Below are 19302 nucleotides of genomic sequence, written 5' to 3'. Positions count from 1 at the left end.
GCGAAAGATTGAAAAGCCCCTGTTTTGGGTCCAGTCTCCAGTAGTCACTTTCCGTAACGGAGACGGCCCCATGGATTTCAATGCCTACCAGCAAACCCTGGCCACCGAACTCAGGGGCCGGGAATGCCCCTTTCCTGAGGCGGAGTACCAGCAGCGTCTCAAACACCTTCGCTCCAGGATGCATGCGGACGGTCTCGGAGCTGTTCTGTTAACCGACCCGTCCGATCTGTTTTATCTGACCGGTTACAGTACCTTTGAAGTCTCCGTTCACGTCGCACTGGTGGTCACCGCCGATACGCTTACCCTTCAAGTGCCCTCCATCGAAACCGGTCCCGCCATGGTTACCACACGGGTCGATCACGTTATCGGTTACCGTTGGGAAGGTGTGGGCGATGTGTTGGATCCCCTGGCACACGCGCTGATAGGGCATGGCGGAAAGGTCGGCGTTGACTACTGGCATGGCTCGCTCCGCCAGGGGGTCCTGGAAGGGCTCAAACAGCGACTCCCGGACACACAGTTTGTGGATGCTTCAGGCCTGTTGAAAAGCATCCGTATTGTGAAATCAGCGGCCGAAATTGATTGCCTGCGGCACAGCGCCCGCATAACGGGGCAGGGCATCGAAGCCGCAGCAGCGGCCATCCGCCCCGGGATGACCGACAACGACATAGCGGCCATCGGCGCAGAAAGCCTTCTGGCGGGCGGCAGTGAATTCATGAGTATGCAGCCTATCGTAACGGTGGGGCTGCGCAGCAGTGTCATCCATACCAATCACAAGCGGTGCAGGATCGAAGGCGGCGATACGGTGTTCCTCGAATTTGGTGCTGCCTGGCAACGTTACACGGCACCGATGATGCGTACGCTGGTGGCAGGTCATCCCTCGGCGAGGATGCGGGCCGTTTTTGACGGCTGCCGTCGCGTGGTGGATGTCCTCAAGGCATCCATGGTGCCAGGCCGAACCTTCGATTCCGCCGCCAGGGCTGCGGAGCAGGTTATGGCTCCACTGGCCAGTGAGGTGTTTTTCTCCGGGGTGTTTGGCTACACGGTGGGGGCGCAGTTTCCTCCTTCATGGGTGGAGGGCTCCGGTTTTATAGCCCGGGGAGAGTCGACGGTGTTCCAGCCGGGAATGGTGTTCCACCTGCCCATATGCCTCAGGATTCCGGGGCAATGGGGCATGGGTTGCAGCGATACGGTACTGGTGGGAGAGCATGGTGGTGAACCGCTGACGGCCAACCCCTGGCGGCTCGACTGAGTTCAGCCCGCTGTTATCTCACTTTGTTCAATGATGCCTGGGGCCTGGTTTCAAAATAGGTGTCGTAGCGGCCATTTTCACGGAATATCTGCAGGCGCCTGTTGAATACCTCTAGCAGGGCTTGTGTCCGCGGTTCGTTGGCTGGAAACAGCAGGAAGCTTTGATTCTCCAGAATGGGCTCCGGGTGGTGGGTAATCCGGCGGGCTTCCTGTGGGTCTGTTTCCCGGCGAAGAATGTAGTAGCCGACGTTGATTTCTTCCGGGAAAGCATCAATCCGGCCAAACAGCAGGCGGCGGAAATTAAGTTCCGTGGAGGCGACCCATTCCACATTCAGGATACCGCTCTCGATTGCACTATCGAACTCGGGGCCGTAGCTGTACCCGATGCTTCCCCCAAGTTTAAGGTTGGCAAGGTCCTGCATCTGGTTCCATTCAATGGGCGTGTCCTTGCGATAGAACAGCACGAAGCGTTCGTTCATCACCGGTTCACTGTAGATAAAATCTTTCTGTCGGTCGGCGGTGTGCATCCAGATTGCAGTGGCGTCGTGCTGGCCAATTGCGGCTTCCCGATAGGCGCGTTTCCAGGGCCGGAAGTGAAACTCCACTTTGTAACCTTCCGCAGCGAAGATGTCCCTGACCAGTCGTGCAACTGTGCCTTGACCAGGCTCGCTTTCCACGAAAAAAGGAGGCCAGTCGCCAACGCTAATGCTCAATGGTCGCTCACCATCATTCGCTAATGCCAGAGTTGACCACAACGCAACCAGCGCAACGAAATACGCTTTTAAAGCTTTCATGCAATCGCCTACGCAAAGATACTGCACAAATAGGCAAGGGGATACCTTACGGACGCTTCTCCTTTTGATAGTAGACCAGGGATGATGATCCGTCATTCCAGCCGAATGTCACGCAGATAGAGGGTTTTGGGTTCCGGCAACGCAACCGTGAACAGAATTAGCCGTCTGATGGCCTGCATATTCATTGATCGGCTTTCGGGGGCTGCCTTGATCCTGTCGAGGTCCAGTTTGAATTGGTTGGGGCCGGGAGTCAGGGGAAGGCGAGTGTTGAAGCGGTCATTGTAGTTGTTGTCGCCCAGGTCATGCTCCATGTCGTTGATTCTCAAAATCATCGGCAATGGGTGGTCCTGAGGGTTGTACAAGTCGATGACGAGGCGGTCATAGTCGCGCCAGTCTTCGGGTAAATTGTGTAGGGAAACTCCGGAATAATGCGCTGTGGACAGGGATATCCTGAGTGCGCGCTTGTGGGCGTCTATGGCATGGTCGGTTACGGGTGCTATGACGCCATCCCAGAATGGTGAGGGATCTGGCTGGCGGAAGTCGTAGAGTGCCGGCAGCAGTTGGCTGACGTGGTACTGCTGAATGGCGACCCTTGCCGTGGCACCGATTTCGGCGGCCAGTAGCGCAGCCACGATGAGCCTCAGTGGCCAGATCACCGGCCGTGACTTCCGGGTGAGTGAGGCCCGTGGCCGCAACGCCAGGATGGTCCATACGCCCACTTGGTTGCGTAGGATATCCTGCCAGTCCATCTGGCGGCTGGTTCCGTGTTGTAGCAGTTCGATACCGGTGCCAAGCAGGAGTACGGCAAGTGTGCCGATGCCCCAGAGAGTCCAGCCCGTCCAGATCCGCCAGGGCTGAATGGCGAGGGTCAGCAGAGCAAAGAACAGAATATGCCCGAGATTCCAGGCTGATTTGAACAACGGCCCGTCGGACCAACCGGGGCCGCCGACAAAAAACAGAGGGGCAATCAGAATCATGCCCGCAAAAGCCAGATACCGGAGTATCTGGGTATTGCGGGCGGGCCGGTACGCTGGCAGGTTTAAAGCCATCAGCTCCGGCTGGTCACTTCCAGCAGGTGGTAGCCAAACTGGGTTTTCACCGGGCCGAGCACCTTGTTCACTTCACCACTGAAAACCACCTTGTCGAATTCCGGAACCATCTGGCCCGGGCCGAAAGCGCCCAAGTCGCCGCCGTTGCGGCCTGAGGGGCAGGATGAATGTTGCTTCGCCACTTCTGCGAAGTCCTGGCCGCCTTCAATGGCTTTCTTCAGTTCTTCACATTTTGCTTCGCTGTCTACAAGGATGTGACGCGCGGTTGCCTGTGTCATGGTGTGTTTCCTTTTTTCGAATGAGGATCATGTTGCGATCACCGAGGGTGAAATGCTGCCCGCACTGGGCCGTTGAGGCAAGCGCTTTTTATCCGTGTTTCTGCTGTCTCACGGTTTTGGCCACAAACCTGTACAATGCCGGCTTTTCCTTCGCCGGCCCGTGCCCGGTCTTCACTCTCAGCAGGTCTATTCTTGATATCCACCGCGAACATTACCATGCAGTTCGGGGCCAAACCCCTTTTCGAAAATGTGTCCGTCAAATTCGGCAATGGCAACCGCTACGGTCTGATCGGCGCCAATGGCTGCGGCAAGTCCACGTTCATGAAAATCCTTGGCGGCGACCTGGAACCGTCGGCCGGCCAGGTCATGGTGGACCAGAATCAGCGGCTGGGTAAGCTGCGCCAGGACCAGTTTGCCTACGAGGACTGCTCGGTGATTGATACGGTCATTATGGGCCACGAAGAGCTCTGGCGTGTAAAAGCCGAGCGTGATCGTATCTACTCGCTCGCTGAAATGAGCGAGGAAGACGGCATGGCCGTGGCGGACCTGGAAGTGCAATTCGCCGAGATGGACGGCTATACCGCCGATGCCCGCGCTGGCGAACTGCTGCTGGGCCTGGATATTCCCCTGGAACAGCACAACGGCCCCATGAGCGCTGTTGCGCCGGGCTGGAAACTGCGTGTTCTGCTGGCCCAGGCGTTGTTCTCTGATCCTGATATCCTGCTTCTGGACGAGCCCACCAACCATCTGGACATCAATACCATTCGCTGGCTGGAAAACATCCTGGTGGCTCGCAACAGCACCATGATCATTATTTCCCACGACCGCCACTTCCTGAACAGCGTGTGCACACACATGGCGGATCTGGATTATGGCGAGCTTCGGCTGTTCCCTGGCAATTACGATGAATACATGACCGCTGCCACCCAGGCCCGCGAGCGCATGCTGTCGGATAACGCCAAGAAGAAAGCCCAGATTGCCGAGTTGCAGCAGTTTGTCAGTCGCTTTTCTGCCAACGCTTCCAAAGCCAAGCAGGCAACCTCCCGCGCCCGTCAGATCGACAAGATCCAGTTGGAGGAGGTCAAACCGTCCAGTCGGGTAAGCCCGTTCATCCGGTTTGAGCAAACCAAGAAGCTGCATCGACAGGCGGTAACGCTGAAGGAATTTACCAAGGGCTTCGATGGCAAGCCCCTGTTCGACAAAATGAACCTTCAGATCGAAGCGGGTGAGCGAGTGGCCATCATCGGGCCCAACGGCATTGGCAAAACTACTCTGATGCAGTGTATGGCCGGCGCCATGACGCCTGACAGCGGCGATGTTAAGTGGACCGACAGTGCCCAGGTCGGCTACTACGCCCAGGATCACGGCGCCGACTTTGATGAGGACATGGATCTGACCGAGTGGATGTCGCAATGGACCACCGGCGGAGAACAACTGGTTCGGGGAACCCTCGGCCGCATGTTGTTCTCAGGGGATGATATCGGTAAATCGGTGAAGGTCATTTCGGGCGGAGAGCAGGGCCGTATGCTGTTCGGTAAGCTGATCCTGGAAAAGCCCAACGTCATGCTGATGGACGAGCCCACCAACCACCTGGACATGGAATCCATCGAGGCCCTGAACCTGGCGCTGGAAAATTACCCGGGCACGCTGGTGTTTGTCAGCCATGACCGGGAGTTCGTGTCATCCCTTGCCACCCGAATTATTGAACTGAAGGCCGACGGCATAACCGACTTCAGCGGCAGTTACGATGACTACCTGCGAAGCCAGGGTTATGTCTGATCGCTTTCGTCCAGGCGAGCCAGCAGGGTATTGATCGCCCCCGCAAACTCAACCGGTGAGTCTTCCTGCAGGAAGTGTCCGCCGGTGAGAGTAGTGTGGGGCTGGCCCTTTGCGCCGGGAATTCTCTCCTGCATATAACGGTCGCCGCCCCGGGTGATCGGGTCGCCGTTGCTGAAGGTGGTCAGGAACGGCTTCTTCCACTGCTCCAGAACCTTCCAGGCCTCGCGATTGGCTTCGCTGGCAGGGTTGTCCGGTGTCACCGGCACCAGTTTCGGAAAAGCGCGAGCACCCGCCTTGTACTTCTTGTTGGGGAATGGCGCATCGTAGGCTCGACGCTCGTCGGGCCCCAGGGTGCGAAAGCTTCCGGTATTGATAATGCGGGCAATGGGAAACCAGGGGCTGTACAGCGCGAAGTTCTTCCACAACTGGAACGCTTTTGGCACGGGCTGGTCGCCGGTAGGCAGCATGCCATTACCCACAACGATGGCACGGAACCGCTCCGGATTTTCCGCCGCCAGTCTCAGGCCGAGAAGAGATCCCCAGTCCTGGCATACGAGGGTGATGTTCTGCAGGTCAGTCTGTTCCAGAAACGCCTGCATCCAGTCCATATGGCTCTGGTAACTGTAGGCGTTGATATCCGTGGGTTTGTCGGATTTGCCAAAACCGATCAGGTCTGGCGCGATCACCCGGTGCCCTGCCGCTGCGCAGATGGGAATCATGTGGCGGTAGAGGTACGACCAGGAAGGTTCGCCGTGCATCATCAGCACCGGGCTGGCGTCCGAGGGGCCTTCATCGACGTAATGCATGCGCAGTCCGTCGACCTCCACGTAGTGAGGGGCGAAGGGATAATCCAACAGGCGTTCAAATCGTTTGTCAGGTGTTCGCAGCGCGTTCATCGTGTTCTCCGGCAGCCATCGGTCACGGAATTATTGTAAGCTTGCTTAACGTATCATGACTTGCGCTGGCTGTGTCGGTCCTTTCAGGTCCTTTTCAGTCTTGTTCGGCGCTCGGGCAGCATTTTCGCCATCCTTTCCCCGCTTTTAACGTATGGGAGTTTCAACTTGGAGTGTAATACCGTTCTGGCCGCCACGCGGCGGTGGGTGTCAGAGGTGGTCATTGGTCTCAACTTGTGCCCGTTTGCCCGTCGGGAGTTGGTGAATGAGCGCATTCGATTTGTGGCGACGGATGCCAACTCGGAGGAGGGGCTGTTAACTGCACTGCAGGAAGAAATGATGCATCTGGACCAACATCCGGAGGTTGAGACAACGCTGCTTGTGCATCCCGACGTGCTGACGGACTTTATGGACTACAACGATTTTCTCGACGCAGCCGACGGCCTTCTTGTGCATCTCGAGCTGGACGGGGAGTATCAGATTGCCAGTTTTCATCCCGACTATCAGTTTGGCGGCACCAGTACGGCTGACGCCGAAAATTACACCAATCGCTCTCCTTACCCGATGCTGCACCTGCTGAGGGAACGCAGCCTTGAGCGCGCCATCGCCGGCTATCCCGGAACAGAATCGATACCGGAGCAGAACGTTGAGCTAATGAATCGATTGGGTGCAGACCACATGCGCAACCTGCTTATCCGGACTTTGTCCCCTGGATAAGAGCTCTAACGGGTAATGAATCGCTCAACTGTTATGGTCAAAAAACCACACTTCTGAATCTGTTTCACTGGCGGCCCGCTTTGTAGGATTGACGAGTAACGAATCGGTAACAGGGAGCTCGGCAGGGAACATGGAGATCGTATTAAGCGTATTGCTCTTCGCGCTGGTGTCGACGGTAACGCCAGGCCCGAACAACATCATGATCATGACATCGGGCGTCAATTTCGGGGTGTGGCGAACGCTACCTCACTACCTGGGTATCTGCTTTGGTTTTCCCGCCATGGTGGTAGCGATCAGCCTGGGCCTGGGGAAAGTGTTTGAAGCATTTCCGCAGTTACACCTGGTGATCAAGGTTCTTGGTATAACCTATTTGCTGTATCTCGCCTGGCGAATCGCGACCACAGCCACAGAGATCGACGGTGAGAAAACCAGCAAGCCGTTGTCGTTCCTTCAGGCGGCGGCTTTCCAGTGGGTGAATCCCAAAGCCTGGGTCATGGCGGTTGGCGCTTTGGCGACGTTCACCACGGTCAGTAGTGGCGAGGTGCTGCAGCAGTCGTTCTGGATCGGGCTGACCTTTTTGCTGGTCAGCGTGCCCTGTGTCGGTAGCTGGATGCTTGGCGGGGCAGGATTGCGGAAATTGTTGCGCAAGCCGTTATATCGAAGGATGTTCAACTGGAGCATGGGCGCGCTGCTTGCACTGTCGGTAATTCCCATGCTCTCGGTGGAAACCGCAAAGCTGGTCTAGCCGGTTCCTGACAGCGGGCAGGTAGCCCGCTGTCAGATTTCGGTGATCGACCAGGTCGATATCAATCCACCCGGGTCAATGTCACATCGATGTTGCCACGGGTGGCGTTGGAGTAGGGGCACACCTGGTGAGCTGCATCAATCAGCTGCTTGGCCTGTTGATCGTCCATGCCCGGCAGAGAGATTTTCAGTTCCACCTCAATCCCGAAGCCTCCGGGAATCTGGCCAATGCCGACTACACCCTCAATGGACGCATCTTCTGGCATGGGAAGCTTGTCCCGGCCAGCGACGAATTTCATGGCACCGATGAAGCACGCAGAATAACCGGCCGCGAACAACTGCTCCGGGTTGGAGCCTTTGCCGCCGGCACCACCCATTTCTTTCGGTGTTGTCAGCTCAACATCGAGGACGCCGTCCGAGGAGATGGCACGGCCGTCACGGCCGCCGGTAGCTTCTGCTGACGCGCGATAAACAACCTGTTCAATAGACATGTTTTCGACTCTCCTTCGTGCGCATTACAACGCATCGTGTGTTGATGACTTCATTTCGTCTTTAATGGTTGCACAAAATTAAATTTTGCACAATGCAAATAGAATATTGTGCCCTCTTCAGAATCTTTTCCGGTTGTTACCATTGGCAGCGGTGGATTTGCTCCCTAAAGTAGAGGAGTTCCCAACGAGTGTGAGTGTGATGCCTGTCATTCAAAAACCTGTTAAAGGCGTAACAATGCCGGCCGCTGACCAGCCACTGGAGCTGCATTCTCCCGAGCAGGCGGGGGCCATGCTGGCGGAATTCATCCACCGGCATCCTGACCTGATGATATTGACGGGAGCCGGCGTCAGTACCGATTCCGGCATTCCTGACTATCGGGATGGCGATGGCGCGTGGAAGCGCAAACAACCGGTCCAGCATCAGGACTTTATGACGAGCACGATGGTTCGCCAGCGTTACTGGGGGCGAAGCCTCATTGGTTGGCCAATCATTCGCAACGCCAGGCCCAACATCGCGCATCATCGTGTTGCCGAGTTGGAACTTCGCCGCTACAGCCGGCTGCTTGTCACCCAGAACGTGGATCGCCTGCATCAGCAGGCGGGTAGCCGTTCGGTAACGGATTTGCACGGCAGGGCTGACGAGGTTGTCTGCATGGATTGCGGATATCGCTGCAAGCGCGACGAGGTCCACGAGCGTTGCGCGGACATGAACCCGACTTTTGGGCACTATTCCGCCGGCGCCGCGCCGGATGGTGATGCCGATCTGGAAGTGGACTTTTCTGAGTTTCGCATCGCGGACTGCCCCTGTTGCGACGGCATTCTGAAACCGGATGTGGTGTTTTTCGGCGACTACGTGCCCAAAGACCGGGTGACGTCCACACTGGACACGCTCAAGACGTGTGATGGCCTGTTGGTGATCGGCTCTTCGCTGATGGTCTATTCCGGATTTCGATTTTGTCGCTATGCCAAAGAATGGGGTAAACCCATGGCGACACTGAACCTGGGCCGTACCCGAGCCGATTCACTGGTGGACCTGAAGCTTAACGCGGGCATCAGTGACACCCTGGCCTACACCCTCGGCCAGCTCTGACTCTTCGGCATCTACCTATACGCATCTGAAGCTGGTTTCATTAGCTTGCTTAGATGAACGTTCATACATATTCCTACCAGCTTCAACCCGAAAAAGTCCGCGCGGAGTTTTTCCGGCTTCTTCCCATCTCGTTATTTGTGGTGGCCTTTGGTGCTGCCTTCGGATTGGCGGCCATCCAGAAAGGATTGGAGCCACTGCAGGCAATACTCATGAGCACCACGGTATTTGCGGGCGCTTCCCAGTTTGCCGCTGTCGATATGTGGGGTAGCGAGGTGTCGCTGATTCCTTTGATGGCCGTCGTGTTCGCCATTAATTCCCGCCATCTGCTGATGGGGGCCTCCCTGTACCCCATGCTCAGGGATGTGTCCCCGGGTCGGCGCTATGGCTTACTGCTGCTCCTGACCGACGCCAACTGGGCCGTGTCCGCGCAGGAATACCAGAGTGGTAAACGGAACCTGGAGGTTATCCTCGGCGGTGGTCTTGTGCTGTGGGTGGCGTGGATTATCGGAACCTGGCTGGGGGTTTATTTCGGTGGCCTGCTGCAGAATCCCAAGTCTCTGGGCCTGGATATGGTGCTGGGTTGCTTCCTGCTGGCCATGGCACTCGGCGGCAACAAATCCCCCCGAACCCTGGTGGCCTGGACCGTCGCGGCAACCTCATCGCTGGCCGCCTGGAAATGGCTACCGCCCAATACCCACGTGGTTGTCGGTGCGTTGGCAGGTGGCGCTATTGGTTTTTTCTGGATGGAAAAGAAGACTGAAGCACCGGAATCTGTTGAAGAGGGACGTTCATCATGACGGTTGAAACCACGGTTGCTGGCACTCTGGCCCTGATCGCCATCATGACGCTTGTCACCCTGGCGACTCGCTTCGGCGGTGTGTTCCTGATGTCGTTCGTAACGATCAACCCGCGCATCGAAAGCTTCATCAACACCATGGCCAGTTCGGTGCTGATCGCGATCATCGTCCCCATGGCGGTAAGCGGCGATGCCGGCTCATTGGCAGCACTGGTTGTCACCGCTGTTATTATGCTGGCAACGAAGAAGCCTCTCCCCGCTATCGCAGCCGGTATCGCTGCAGCAGGGCTAGTCCGCTATGCAGGAATCACCGCGCTCTAGGGTTTTCCTCCGAATCAGGCCGAGGCAGGGCAGGTCTCCCAAAAATGTGCGGAGCCATGGATGGCGGAGCCCAAGCGTACATGGATGTATTCAAAGCGTTTTTTGGGAGACCTGCCCTGCCTCGGCCGCCTCAGCGGCACCAGTTTGAGGCACAGCGTCGGTCTCAGGCTCAGAGTTCGAGCCAGACGGTTCATGCATCGGATTGGTGCTGCGGAACGCCAATTCGCCGACTCCGGGGAGTTTGATGCCAAGCGCCAACGGGTTGATGCCCATCGAGAGCCCCAGAATGTTCAATTCCAGTCCTTCCCGAACACCGGCCAGAATACCAAAATAACCACCGAGCGATAGTTGATAACCGCTGCCGCCAGGTACCTCGGACACAACGCCATTTCCCAGATAATCCTTGCCAATCGCGTGGTTGGGCAGGGCCACGTCCATTTCCGGAATCTGACGGATCACCCAGGCGACGAAGGTGTTGCTGTTGGGGCCGGGCCAGGCGGTGTATTCCGTTGGGTATGGGTAGCGGTCAATCACCTCATTCAGCTGATCAATAATCCGCTCGGCCTGCTCACCGCGGATATCCGCAATCAACGTCGGCGGCGCGCCATACCAGGCACGATCCGGGTCGTCTGGCCGGGACTGGACCACGTAGTGACGCCAGCCCGTGACTTCATGAACATAATAGCCATCGGCGCCCGTCTCTTTGGTGCTGATCCAGGTATGCAATGAGAAATACCCCCGCCAGTTATAGGCACGGGCCCCGTAGACCTGAACCACCGCCGCTTGCTCCTGCTCCGGGCGCGGGGCAATGCCCGCGCTGGAGCGGTCTGTCGTTCGCCAGCTCCCTGAGTCTTGGAGGCCGGCGCAGGCGGCCAGGAACAGCGGGCCGGCGAGCAGAAGTGACAGTGTCAGGGTGAAACCGATAAAACAGCGTTTGAAGGTTTTCATCTGAATCCGGAAACGTTGAATGACCCATGTTTTGCGATGGTACGACGAAAGAAACTCAGAGTTCATTCATGCCGTAAAGTTCCCGTCGCCCGTGCTCTTGGTCATTTGATGGTCACGGTTTACTGGTATACGCTGAAAATACAGGCATTCGAAGCACTTGCCTGACACTTACAGCCTTGGAACAGGAGGCGTCATGTCCGACCATCATGTTTACAAGAAGGTGGAAGTGGTTGGCTCTTCGAAGAAAAGTATCGAGGATGCCATTGAGAATGCGATTGCCGAATGCGGCAAGAATCTTCGCAACATCGAATGGTTCGAGGTGCAGGAGACGCGCGGCCATGTGGTCGACGGAAAAGTCGGACACTATCAGGTCGTGCTCAAGATAGGCTTCAAGATTGAGGGAAGCTGACATCCGGTGATCTGAGCAAATTTTTGGTAAAACCATGGGAGGTATTCTTATGGGCACTGGACCAAATGCTCTGTTACTGGTTGATGTTCAAAATGATTTCTGCGAAGGCGGCAGCCTGGCGGTGCCTGGCAGTGATGACATTTTTCCGGCGATCAACGGATGGATCGACAAGGCCCAGTCGTCTGGATGGCCGATTCTTGCCAGCCGGGATTGGCATCCGGTGGATCACATAAGTTTCAGTGATCGCGGTGGGCCCTGGCCCGTCCATTGCGTTCAGGACACCCCCGGGGCCGAGTTTCATCGAAACATGGCACTGCCTGACTCGGCCATCCGGGTGAGCAAGGGCACCGCATTCGATACCGATGCCTATTCCGCGTTCGACGCTACCCAGCTGGACAGCTACCTGCGCCGCCACGGCATTCATCGGCTGTTTGTAGCCGGGCTTGCACTGGACGTGTGTGTCCAGGCGACCGTGAGGGATGCGTTGAAGCTCGGCTTCGAGGTTGAGCTCATTACCGATGGAACACGGGCCGTTCAGGCTGAAAACGCCCCAGCGGTTTTCAAACAACTGGAAGAGGAGGGCGCGGAACTGTGCTGAAACACCCCCCGGTTGTAAAAGGGACTGACCTGCCTCTGCTGGTGGATCTGTATGAGCTGGCTATGGCCCAGGCGTACTGGTCCGAAGGCATGAACGAGAACGGGGTTTTCAGTCTTTTCTTTCGCACACTTCCTGAGAACCGTAATTTCGTTCTTGCCTGTGGCCAGCAGCACGTGGCCCATATTATTGAATCTCTCGCCTTTACCGACGAACACATAAAGCGCCTGGAATCCCTGGGCAGGTTCCAACCCCGGTTTCTGGACTGGCTGCGGGAATTCCGCTTCAGTGGTTCTGTACATGCGATTGCGGAAGGAACGCCGGTATTCCCTCAGGAACCCTTGCTGGAAGTGGAGGGGCCTGTTGCCGAGGTTCAGTTGCTGGAAAGCCTGGTGATGAACTACGTGCATCTGGAGACTGTGCTGGCCTCCAAGGCGGTCCGCCTGATATTTGCGGCGCAAGGCCGGCCGGTCGTCGACTTCGGGATGCGCCGCACCCATGGTATGGACGCGGCACACCGAGGTGTGCGCGCGTACCGATTCGCCGGCCTGGCCGGAACCAGCAATGTCCTGGCAGGCCTGGATTTCAACATGCCGGTATACGGCACCATGGCACACAGCTTCGTTCAAGCCTGTACAAGTGAGATGGAGGCGTTCAGAACCTATGCCCGGCTCTACCCGGGCACAACACTGCTGGTTGATACCTATGACACCCGCTCGGCGGTGGCGAGGATCATCGATTGGCTGCAAGAAGAACCGGAGGTGCGCATTGGTGGTATCCGCCTGGATTCCGGCGACCTTGCCTCGGAGGCTGCTGAATGTCGGCGTATGCTGGATGAGGCGGGCCTTGGCGATGTAAAAATCATGGCGAGCGGCGGTCTGGATGAATACAAGATCGCGACACTTGTCTCCGACAACGCCCCCATCGACGGCTTCGGTGTTGGCACTGCCATCGGGGCCTCGAACGACGAGCCGGCATTGGAGCTTGCCTTCAAGCTTACGGAGTACGCGGACCTGCCAAGAATGAAAAACTCCCCTGGCAAGCAGTCGTTCCCAGGCCGCAAGCAGGTCTACCGTCGCCTTGACCCGAACGGCCGCCTCGCGCAGGACGTCGTTGCCGGCCGGGACGAAGTGTTTGATGGCGAGCCGCTGTTGAAGCCGGTCATGAAGCGAGGCCTGATCATCGAAGGCGCCATTCCGACACTGGATAGTCAGGTGGACAATGCGAAGCGGGCGTTGGATGCCCTGCCGAGCCAGTTTCGCTCGCTGGAGCCTGCACATGAAAATCCGGTTGTGATCAGCGACTTTCTCAGGGCATTGCAGCGGGACACGCTGGCAAAGGTTCGGGGCTGACTGAAAGGCAGAGGTGCGAGATTCCGCGTGGCCCGGGATTACCGAAGCATGCGCCGTCTGATGGCGCCAACCAACTGGTTCAGCAGTTCGCGGGATTGGCCCTCGTAAAGCGTGTGAAACTTTTCTTTCTGCACCTCTCGTTCATGGCTGGTGTTCGACGACAGGGAATCCTTGCGCAGATCCATGAAGTGGCAGGCGGCCAGATGGGCTTTTATATGGTTGTCAATCAGTTGCGTAATGAGCCCATCGACGTCGTCATGGCAAAAGGGGCGTACGCGATTGAGGGTACTGCGTGCGTCCAGTGCCGCCTTGCGGGCTTCCAGACGTAATTCGCCGGCCGGTTCATCAGACTCCACAGAACGCAGGAACATGCCCAGCTTGTCGTGCAATAGCCAGACCAGAGGCCAGATGGCTTCGTAAGCGGCCTTTTCAGCAGAGAACTGCTCACTGGCAATCGGGTTTCTTCCGGCTTTCGTGGAGTCGGGGCCATTGAACTGGGACACGCGTATTTCGTCCATGTCATGCCACAGGCTTTCGACGCGCTGCTTCACGGTGTCACTCTGTTCAGCCGCGGCCCGCCTGGCGGCCCGCCTGGCGGCGGAGGCCGAAAACAGGGCGACAATTGCCACAACGAGTGCGGCAATTGCGATGAAGAACGTCAGCTGTGTTGTCGCGAGAAAGTCGAAAAGGTAGTCCATGTCCATGGCTGCCCGCTCCGGTAAGTGTCTGCACGACCCCTGGCTCGCTACTGGTTCTGCTCGGTCTGTCTGAATGGCAGCGCCTGCAGGGCATCTTCAGTATAGGCCATGACATGCTCCGCTTCTTCGCTGGTAAACCTTTCGATGGCGTCGCGAAAACCGGGGTGCATAACGCCATGCCAGGAATGGGTGATCACCGGCTCAAACCCCCGAACCAGTTTGTGCTCCCCCTGCGCGCCAGCATCGAAGCGTGCCAACCCCAGCTGTATGGCCAGTTCAATGCCTTGATAGTAGCAGGTTTCAAAATGCAGGTGGTCGAATTCCTCCAGGCAACCCCAGTAGCGCCCGTAGAGCGTATCCTCGCCCGTCAGGAATAGCGCACCGGCGATCATCTCACCCTCTTTTACCGCCATGACAAGGTGAAGATGCTCCGCTTGGCGGTCTTTCAGCAGGCGGAATAAGGCCTTGTTCAGGTATGGCCGCTGGCCCCGTTTCAGGTAGGTGGCCTGGTAAAATACGTGGAAGGCCGCGAGCACGTTATCCGGGATATCGTCTCCCGAAAAATGTCGGAATGAAATGCCCTGATCCGCAACCTGTCTTCTTTCCTTGCGGATTGATTTGCGCTTGCGCGACGTCAGCCGGGCGAGGAAATCCTCAAAGGTGTTGTACTCGTGGTTGTGCCAGTGGAACTGGCAGCCGATCCTGTGCAGTTGATCGTTCCTGTCCAGCAGTGCCTGGTCCTGGCGATCCGGGAATAGCAGGTGCCAGGAGTGGGCCCCCAGGCGTGTGGTGATGGCATCCAGCGCATCGTGGATTCGTGCGGGCGTCATCCATTGGCGAAGGGTTTCCGAAAACAACAGCCGTGGCCCCTGGCAGGGTGTGAACGGGATGGCAATCAGCAGCTTGGGATAGTAATCCATGCCATAGCGCTGATAGGCATCGGCCCAGGCCCAGTCGAAGACGTATTCTCCCATGGAGTGAGCTTTCAGGTAGGCCGGAGCCACTCCGGCAAGCCGATTGTCCAGGTAGAACGCCAGATGGGCCGGTTGCCAGCCTGTCGCGGTGTTTGTGCAGCCAGACTCTTCCAGTGCAAGCAGAAACTCGTGTTGAAGAAAGGGGTTATAACGGCCGACAAACCCGTTCCAGTCTTGCGGATGGATGTCATCAATCGACTGGACGGGGCGGATTGTCAGTTCTGCGGTACCGGGTTCTGGCATGGTCGGGGCTTCTCCGTGGTTTACCCAGTACCATACGTCAGAACCCGGCCTGTGATCACTGCTCGGAAGTGCTGTTTTCCATGTCTTTGCAGCGCTTTTCCATTTTCTTTTGCCGTTTTTCCATCTTGGCGCTGTGTTTCTCTCGCCTTTCCTCGTGGATCTCGTCCCAGATCTCGCGTTGCTCGTCGGTCAGTTTCAGGCGATCCGCCATGTCGTTGCGGTGCTCTGCCCATTTTGCCTGGCGCTTTTCGTCATTGAACCAGCCTTTGCCCTCGCGCATGTTCTCGCACATCTCGGCTTTGTCGTGTTTGCCGCGGTGGTGTTCGCCGTGGTCCGAGGCCATCGCCATTGGGCTGGTCAAAAGAGTTGCTGCGATCAACGCGCTGGCAATGCGTCCGGAAGTGATGTGTTTCATTGGGTGTTCTCCTGTGTTGTAAATGAGCCTGCTCCAGCAGGCCCGGTCTGAACTCACAGGGACTATGCTAGCGGAGGACGGTGTCAGGCGGCGTCAGCGAACTGTAAAGGTTATGCAAAGGAAAATGATGCAAATCAGTGGGCTTGTGGGAGCGTGTTAGACTGCATTCAGTCACAACGGAGGATTGCCATGCAGAACCGGGTGCTGTTGGTTGAAGACGACGAGGAGTTGCGGGAACTGCTGTCCCGCTATCTGACCAATCAGGGCTTCACCGTAAGAGAAGCCGCAAACGGTCAGGATGGATTGTCACTGGCGCTGGGGCAACACTGCGACCTGGTGGTGCTCGATATCATGTTGCCGGATATCAGCGGCCTGGAAGTGCTGCGTCAGTTAAGGGCAAAAACCCATCTTCCCGTTGTACTGCTGACGGCCCGTGGCGATGAGACGGATCGAATCGTGGGTTTTGAGGTTGGCGCGGATGATTACATACCCAAACCCTGCAACCCCCGGGAACTGATCGCTCGGCTACAGGCGCTGCTTCGCCGTGTTGCCTGGGATCAGGAAGTGGGAACGGATGAATCAAGGGCATACGGCGACTTGCGGGTCGAGCCGGTTCATCGTCGAATCTACCACAACAACGTGGCACTGGATCTGACCGCTACGGAATACGAAGTGTTGCAGGTACTGCTCGCCCACGCAGGCAGTGTGGTACGCAAGACGGATCTTATGCAGTGGGCTCTGGGCCGTCGGCTGGAAGCCTATGATCGTACCCTGGATATGCACATCAGCAACCTCCGGAAAAAATTGGGCAACGACGACCCGCCCCGAATCGAAACCGTACGCGGGCTGGGCTATAGCTATCGGGTGCCGGCATGACCCGGCGGCTCAGGTTTCCTCTGTTCTGGCGGATATTCCTGTCGATCTGGCTGGCTATGGCGGTCACAGTGCTGATGAGCAATGTGGCAACCCGTGCCCTGATGGAACGGGAGCGAATGGCCATCGAACGACAGGTCGGTCTGCGGGAGCTGGCGCTGGAGGCTCTGGTGGTCAGGGAAAACGAGGGCCGCGGCGCTGCCTGGCGCTTCCTTAAGGAGCAGGGGCGTAGCCTGGACCTTCACCTGTCGCTGATAGACGCGGATCGCAACGACGGCGACCTGCCTTCATCCATCCGCGAGCGGATGAAGTCGGGGGGGTGGCACCGGCAGAAACCGGCGGTTATTGAGGTCGGCGAAGACCATCGTCTGGTGGCCTGGCCCCGCCTGGATGGCGAGGGCTGGCTTGATCCCAAGTTGTTCCGTCTCCTGGAACTGGGGCTGGCGTTCGTTATCATCACGCTTGCCTGTTGGTGGATTGCGCGTCTGGTTTCCCGCCCCCTTAAACATATGGAATCCACCGCTCGTGCCATTGCTGGAGGGGACAATGCGCTTCGGGTCAGTGATCGCATCGCGAGTCGACGGGACGAGGTGGGTGCTTTGGCGACAGCCTTCAATGCCATGACCCAGCAACTGTGCAGTTTGCTCGATCGCCAGACACACCTGTTGCGTGATATATCTCACGACCTCCGAACCCCCCTGACGCGGCAACGGATTGCCATTGAGCTGGCCAGTGACGGTAGCGTGGATGCGGATCTGCTGGCCTCGATCCTGCGGCAGAACGAACGTCTGGAAGCGATGACCTCCCAGATCCTGACGCTCTACCGGGTCTCGGAGCAAGGAGGCGATATCGAGCGGGAAGCCGTGCAGCCAGTCGTGGTGATCAATGACGTTCTGAGGGATGCGGCGGACTACGCCGAGCACCGGGGAGTGGATTGCCAGCTTATGGTGGATGAGGGCTGCCGCAACACGTCGTTGTTAGGGGATCGCGGGCTCATCCAGCGTGCGCTGGACAATGTCCTTCAGAATGCCCTGGATCATACGCCGCCGGGAAAGAATGTGCATGTCGCGCTGCGCTGTGATCAACGGCACTTGTTGGTGGAAATACGGGATGAAGGCCCAGGTGTGCCTGAAGACGTTCTGCCCCATCTCTTTGAGCCCTTCTACAGGGCTGACAAGTCCCGCGGGGGCAAGGGGTGGGGGCTTGGTCTGGCTATTGCGAGGGACATTGTTGCCATCCATGACGGCCGGATAGAAGCGCTCAATGGCGAGCCGGGCGGTTTGATGGTGGTGTTGAGATTTCCGCTCTTTACCTCTGGGTGAAGAGGATAGAAAGGCTTGCTGTTGGCCTCATGATGGCTGTGTGTCAGGAACTGGTTTTATGTCCAAGGATTACCCGATACCCGCTGGCTTTCTTGAGCGGGAGACAGAGATCAAAAAGAGTCGGTTTATTGCCCGGGTTGCGCCGGTGTCGTCCCGGGATGAGGTCAAGGTCTGGCTTGAACAGGCCCGGAACGAACACCCGGATGCCCGTCATATCTGCTGGGCTTATCAGATAGGCCGGCCCGGCGCGGCCGCTGAAGCCGCCATGAACGACGATGGCGAACCATCAGGAACGGCCGGTAAGCCCATTCTCAGTGTCATTCAGCACAAGGACCTGGGAGACGTGCTGGTGATGGTGATACGGTATTTTGGAGGTATCAAACTCGGGGCTGGCGGCCTCGTCAGGGCCTACGCAGGAGCAACCGAAGCTGTCCTTTCGGGGGTTGAAAGGGTGATTCAGCAACCCATGTCACAAGTAACGGTGACGATGACCTTCGCAGATGAGCAGCCACTCAGGCATTGGTGTGACCAAAACGGTGCCGAGATTGGCAACGTTGGGTACAGCGCCGGTGTAACGGCTGACGTGAGCCTGGTGGAAGAGCGGAATCAGGAATTTATGGCGTTTTGCGAGAGCCGGGGTATGGGTTACCGTTTTGACAGCTAAGGAACCATTTGCGAAACGCTTCGTGTCGACTGTGCGTATACTTTAATAAATGAAGTATGGAAAGAGGCAACCAAGATTATGAAAGCTATCGTTGTGTCCCTGTTTTTGATGGCCCTGACGGGCTGCGCAAGCAACGTAGTCACCGACTACGATTCCAACGCGGTCTTCGGTAACTACAGTTCCTGGGCATTTGCACCGAAGGGCGAGGACCAGTCTTTCACCTCGCTTGATGGTGGTCGGATAGAGAGTGCGGTTGAGCGAGAGCTGAACCGAAAGGCCATGCGTAAAGTGGGCGAAAGCGAGGCGGATCTGCTTGTCACCTGGCAGGTGGTTGAGGAGGAGCGTCTCGAGCGCAGCGGTGTTGGGCTCGGTTTCGGTTTCGGCAGTGGTAACTTTGGCTGGGGGCTGTCGTCGGCTCCACCAGTGCGTGAAATCCAGGAAGGCAAGCTGGTGGTGGAGCTGGTAGACACGGAGACTGATCGTGTCGTCTGGCGCGCAGCAAGCCGGCGCTATCTGAATGAGAACCAGGCAACCGAGTCGCGGCGGGAGCTGATCGACGAGATTGTCGCGGACATGTTCGAAAAATACCCTCCCGGGGCGTGAGTGTCT

The 19302-nt window shown here is 57.5% G+C and carries 23 protein-coding genes; 14 read left to right on the top strand and 9 right to left on the bottom strand.

What is annotated here, in order from left to right; all coding sequences use genetic code 11:
* Positions 1-70: 70 nt before the first annotated feature.
* Positions 71-1249, top strand: coding sequence for a Xaa-Pro peptidase family protein (locus AAGD24_RS15025; RefSeq protein WP_136633336.1), 1179 nt, complete (start codon positions 71-73; stop codon positions 1247-1249).
* Positions 1250-1262: 13 nt separating this feature from the next.
* Here AAGD24_RS15025 and AAGD24_RS15020 read toward each other — a convergent pair whose 3' ends face one another.
* From AAGD24_RS15020 to AAGD24_RS15010, 3 genes are all read right to left on the bottom strand, one after another.
* Complete coding sequence (locus AAGD24_RS15020; RefSeq protein ID WP_379865535.1) at positions 1263-2042, bottom strand: substrate-binding periplasmic protein; 780 nt, start codon at positions 2040-2042, stop codon at positions 1263-1265.
* Between the two features lie 92 nt (positions 2043-2134).
* Positions 2135-3091 carry a succinyl-CoA synthetase subunit beta gene (locus AAGD24_RS15015; protein WP_379865534.1) on the bottom strand — a complete coding sequence of 319 codons (957 nt, stop codon included), beginning with the start codon at positions 3089-3091 and terminating at the stop codon, positions 2135-2137.
* Positions 3091-3369 carry a peptidylprolyl isomerase gene (locus tag AAGD24_RS15010; RefSeq protein WP_036209475.1) on the bottom strand — a complete coding sequence of 93 codons (279 nt, stop codon included), beginning with the start codon at positions 3367-3369 and terminating at the stop codon, positions 3091-3093. Before AAGD24_RS15010 ends, AAGD24_RS15015 begins: the two co-directional genes overlap by 1 nt.
* 192 nt (positions 3370-3561) lie before the next feature.
* On the opposite strand from AAGD24_RS15010, the gene AAGD24_RS15005 reads away from it, so the two are divergent.
* Positions 3562-5148 carry an ABC-F family ATPase gene (locus AAGD24_RS15005; protein WP_036209478.1) on the top strand — a complete coding sequence of 529 codons (1587 nt, stop codon included), beginning with the start codon at positions 3562-3564 and terminating at the stop codon, positions 5146-5148.
* Here AAGD24_RS15005 and AAGD24_RS15000 read toward each other — a convergent pair.
* Entirely contained in the window at positions 5139-6044 is a 906-nt protein-coding gene (locus AAGD24_RS15000) for a haloalkane dehalogenase (RefSeq protein ID WP_075197035.1), read from the bottom strand. The genes AAGD24_RS15005 and AAGD24_RS15000 overlap by 10 nt on opposite strands.
* A gap of 165 nt (positions 6045-6209) precedes the next feature.
* Here AAGD24_RS15000 and AAGD24_RS14995 point away from each other — a divergent pair, with 165 nt between their 5' ends.
* A complete protein-coding gene (locus AAGD24_RS14995; RefSeq protein WP_126811899.1) occupies positions 6210-6758 on the top strand; it encodes a DUF1415 domain-containing protein in 549 nt (182 codons plus the stop codon).
* 130 nt (positions 6759-6888) lie between these two features.
* Positions 6889-7503: a LysE family translocator gene (locus tag AAGD24_RS14990; RefSeq protein WP_041332348.1), complete on the top strand. Its 615-nt coding sequence runs from the start codon at positions 6889-6891 to the stop codon at positions 7501-7503.
* A 61-nt stretch (positions 7504-7564) separates the two neighbouring features.
* Here the strand turns inward: AAGD24_RS14990 and AAGD24_RS14985 are convergent, their stop codons facing one another.
* Positions 7565-7993: an organic hydroperoxide resistance protein gene (locus AAGD24_RS14985; RefSeq protein ID WP_075197036.1), complete on the bottom strand. Its 429-nt coding sequence runs from the start codon at positions 7991-7993 to the stop codon at positions 7565-7567.
* Positions 7994-8228: 235 nt separating this feature from the next.
* Between AAGD24_RS14985 and AAGD24_RS14980 the strand changes: the two genes are divergently transcribed.
* The 3 genes from AAGD24_RS14980 to AAGD24_RS14970 are packed head-to-tail and all read left to right on the top strand — an operon-like array spanning position 8229 to position 10200.
* Positions 8229-9083 carry an NAD-dependent protein deacetylase gene (locus AAGD24_RS14980; RefSeq protein WP_199480696.1) on the top strand — a complete coding sequence of 285 codons (855 nt, stop codon included), beginning with the start codon at positions 8229-8231 and terminating at the stop codon, positions 9081-9083.
* A gap of 53 nt (positions 9084-9136) precedes the next feature.
* Positions 9137-9880, top strand: a complete 744-nt coding sequence (locus AAGD24_RS14975; RefSeq protein WP_075197038.1) for an AzlC family ABC transporter permease — start codon at positions 9137-9139, stop codon at positions 9878-9880.
* Positions 9877-10200, top strand: coding sequence for an AzlD family protein (locus tag AAGD24_RS14970; RefSeq protein ID WP_036209492.1), 324 nt, complete (start codon positions 9877-9879; stop codon positions 10198-10200). Before AAGD24_RS14975 ends, AAGD24_RS14970 begins: the two co-directional genes overlap by 4 nt.
* A 90-nt stretch (positions 10201-10290) precedes the next feature.
* On the opposite strand, the gene AAGD24_RS14965 is transcribed toward AAGD24_RS14970, so the two are convergent.
* A complete protein-coding gene (locus tag AAGD24_RS14965) occupies positions 10291-11148 on the bottom strand; it encodes a DUF3750 domain-containing protein (protein ID WP_379865530.1) in 858 nt (285 codons plus the stop codon).
* A gap of 193 nt (positions 11149-11341) precedes the next feature.
* Here AAGD24_RS14965 and AAGD24_RS14960 point away from each other — a divergent pair, with 193 nt between their 5' ends.
* The 3 genes from AAGD24_RS14960 to AAGD24_RS14950 are packed head-to-tail and all read left to right on the top strand — an operon-like array spanning position 11342 to position 13504.
* On the top strand, positions 11342-11557 hold the full coding sequence (locus AAGD24_RS14960; RefSeq protein WP_379865528.1) for a dodecin: 216 nt from the start codon (positions 11342-11344) through the stop codon (positions 11555-11557).
* A gap of 49 nt (positions 11558-11606) precedes the next feature.
* Positions 11607-12155, top strand: a complete 549-nt coding sequence (locus tag AAGD24_RS14955; RefSeq protein ID WP_379865526.1) for an isochorismatase family protein — start codon at positions 11607-11609, stop codon at positions 12153-12155.
* On the top strand, positions 12149-13504 hold the full coding sequence (locus AAGD24_RS14950) for a nicotinate phosphoribosyltransferase (RefSeq protein ID WP_379865524.1): 1356 nt from the start codon (positions 12149-12151) through the stop codon (positions 13502-13504). The genes AAGD24_RS14955 and AAGD24_RS14950 overlap by 7 nt, the downstream gene beginning before the upstream one ends.
* 38 nt (positions 13505-13542) lie before the next feature.
* Here the strand turns inward: AAGD24_RS14950 and AAGD24_RS14945 are convergent, their stop codons facing one another.
* From AAGD24_RS14945 to AAGD24_RS14935, 3 genes are read right to left on the bottom strand one after another with little or no spacing between them, the layout of a single operon-like run.
* Complete coding sequence (locus AAGD24_RS14945) at positions 13543-14208, bottom strand: hypothetical protein (protein ID WP_379865522.1); 666 nt, start codon at positions 14206-14208, stop codon at positions 13543-13545.
* A 41-nt stretch (positions 14209-14249) separates the two neighbouring features.
* Positions 14250-15419, bottom strand: a complete 1170-nt coding sequence (locus AAGD24_RS14940; protein WP_379865520.1) for a GNAT family N-acetyltransferase — start codon at positions 15417-15419, stop codon at positions 14250-14252.
* A gap of 55 nt (positions 15420-15474) precedes the next feature.
* A complete protein-coding gene (locus tag AAGD24_RS14935; RefSeq protein WP_085679673.1) occupies positions 15475-15834 on the bottom strand; it encodes a Spy/CpxP family protein refolding chaperone in 360 nt (119 codons plus the stop codon).
* Between the two features lie 189 nt (positions 15835-16023).
* Between AAGD24_RS14935 and AAGD24_RS14930 the strand changes: the two genes are divergently transcribed.
* The 4 genes from AAGD24_RS14930 (at position 16024) to AAGD24_RS14915 (ending at position 19296) form a co-directional block, all read left to right on the top strand.
* Positions 16024-16710 carry a response regulator transcription factor gene (locus AAGD24_RS14930; RefSeq protein ID WP_036209506.1) on the top strand — a complete coding sequence of 229 codons (687 nt, stop codon included), beginning with the start codon at positions 16024-16026 and terminating at the stop codon, positions 16708-16710.
* Positions 16707-18029, top strand: a complete 1323-nt coding sequence (locus tag AAGD24_RS14925; RefSeq protein ID WP_085679676.1) for a HAMP domain-containing sensor histidine kinase — start codon at positions 16707-16709, stop codon at positions 18027-18029. The genes AAGD24_RS14930 and AAGD24_RS14925 overlap by 4 nt, the downstream gene beginning before the upstream one ends.
* 58 nt (positions 18030-18087) lie before the next feature.
* Positions 18088-18693: a YigZ family protein gene (locus AAGD24_RS14920; RefSeq protein ID WP_085679679.1), complete on the top strand. Its 606-nt coding sequence runs from the start codon at positions 18088-18090 to the stop codon at positions 18691-18693.
* Positions 18694-18771: 78 nt separating this feature from the next.
* The gene (locus tag AAGD24_RS14915) at positions 18772-19296 is read left to right on the top strand and encodes a DUF4136 domain-containing protein (RefSeq protein WP_075197047.1); all 525 of its coding nucleotides are present in this window, start codon (positions 18772-18774) and stop codon (positions 19294-19296) included.
* The last annotated feature ends 6 nt before the right edge of the window (positions 19297-19302 follow it).

The organism is Marinobacter sp. M5B (assembly GCF_042604615.1).
GTDB lineage: Bacteria > Pseudomonadota > Gammaproteobacteria > Pseudomonadales > Oleiphilaceae > Marinobacter > Marinobacter salarius.
The sequence above is the reverse complement of the archived record's forward strand: the minus strand, read 5'-3'. Positions and strand labels throughout refer to the sequence as shown.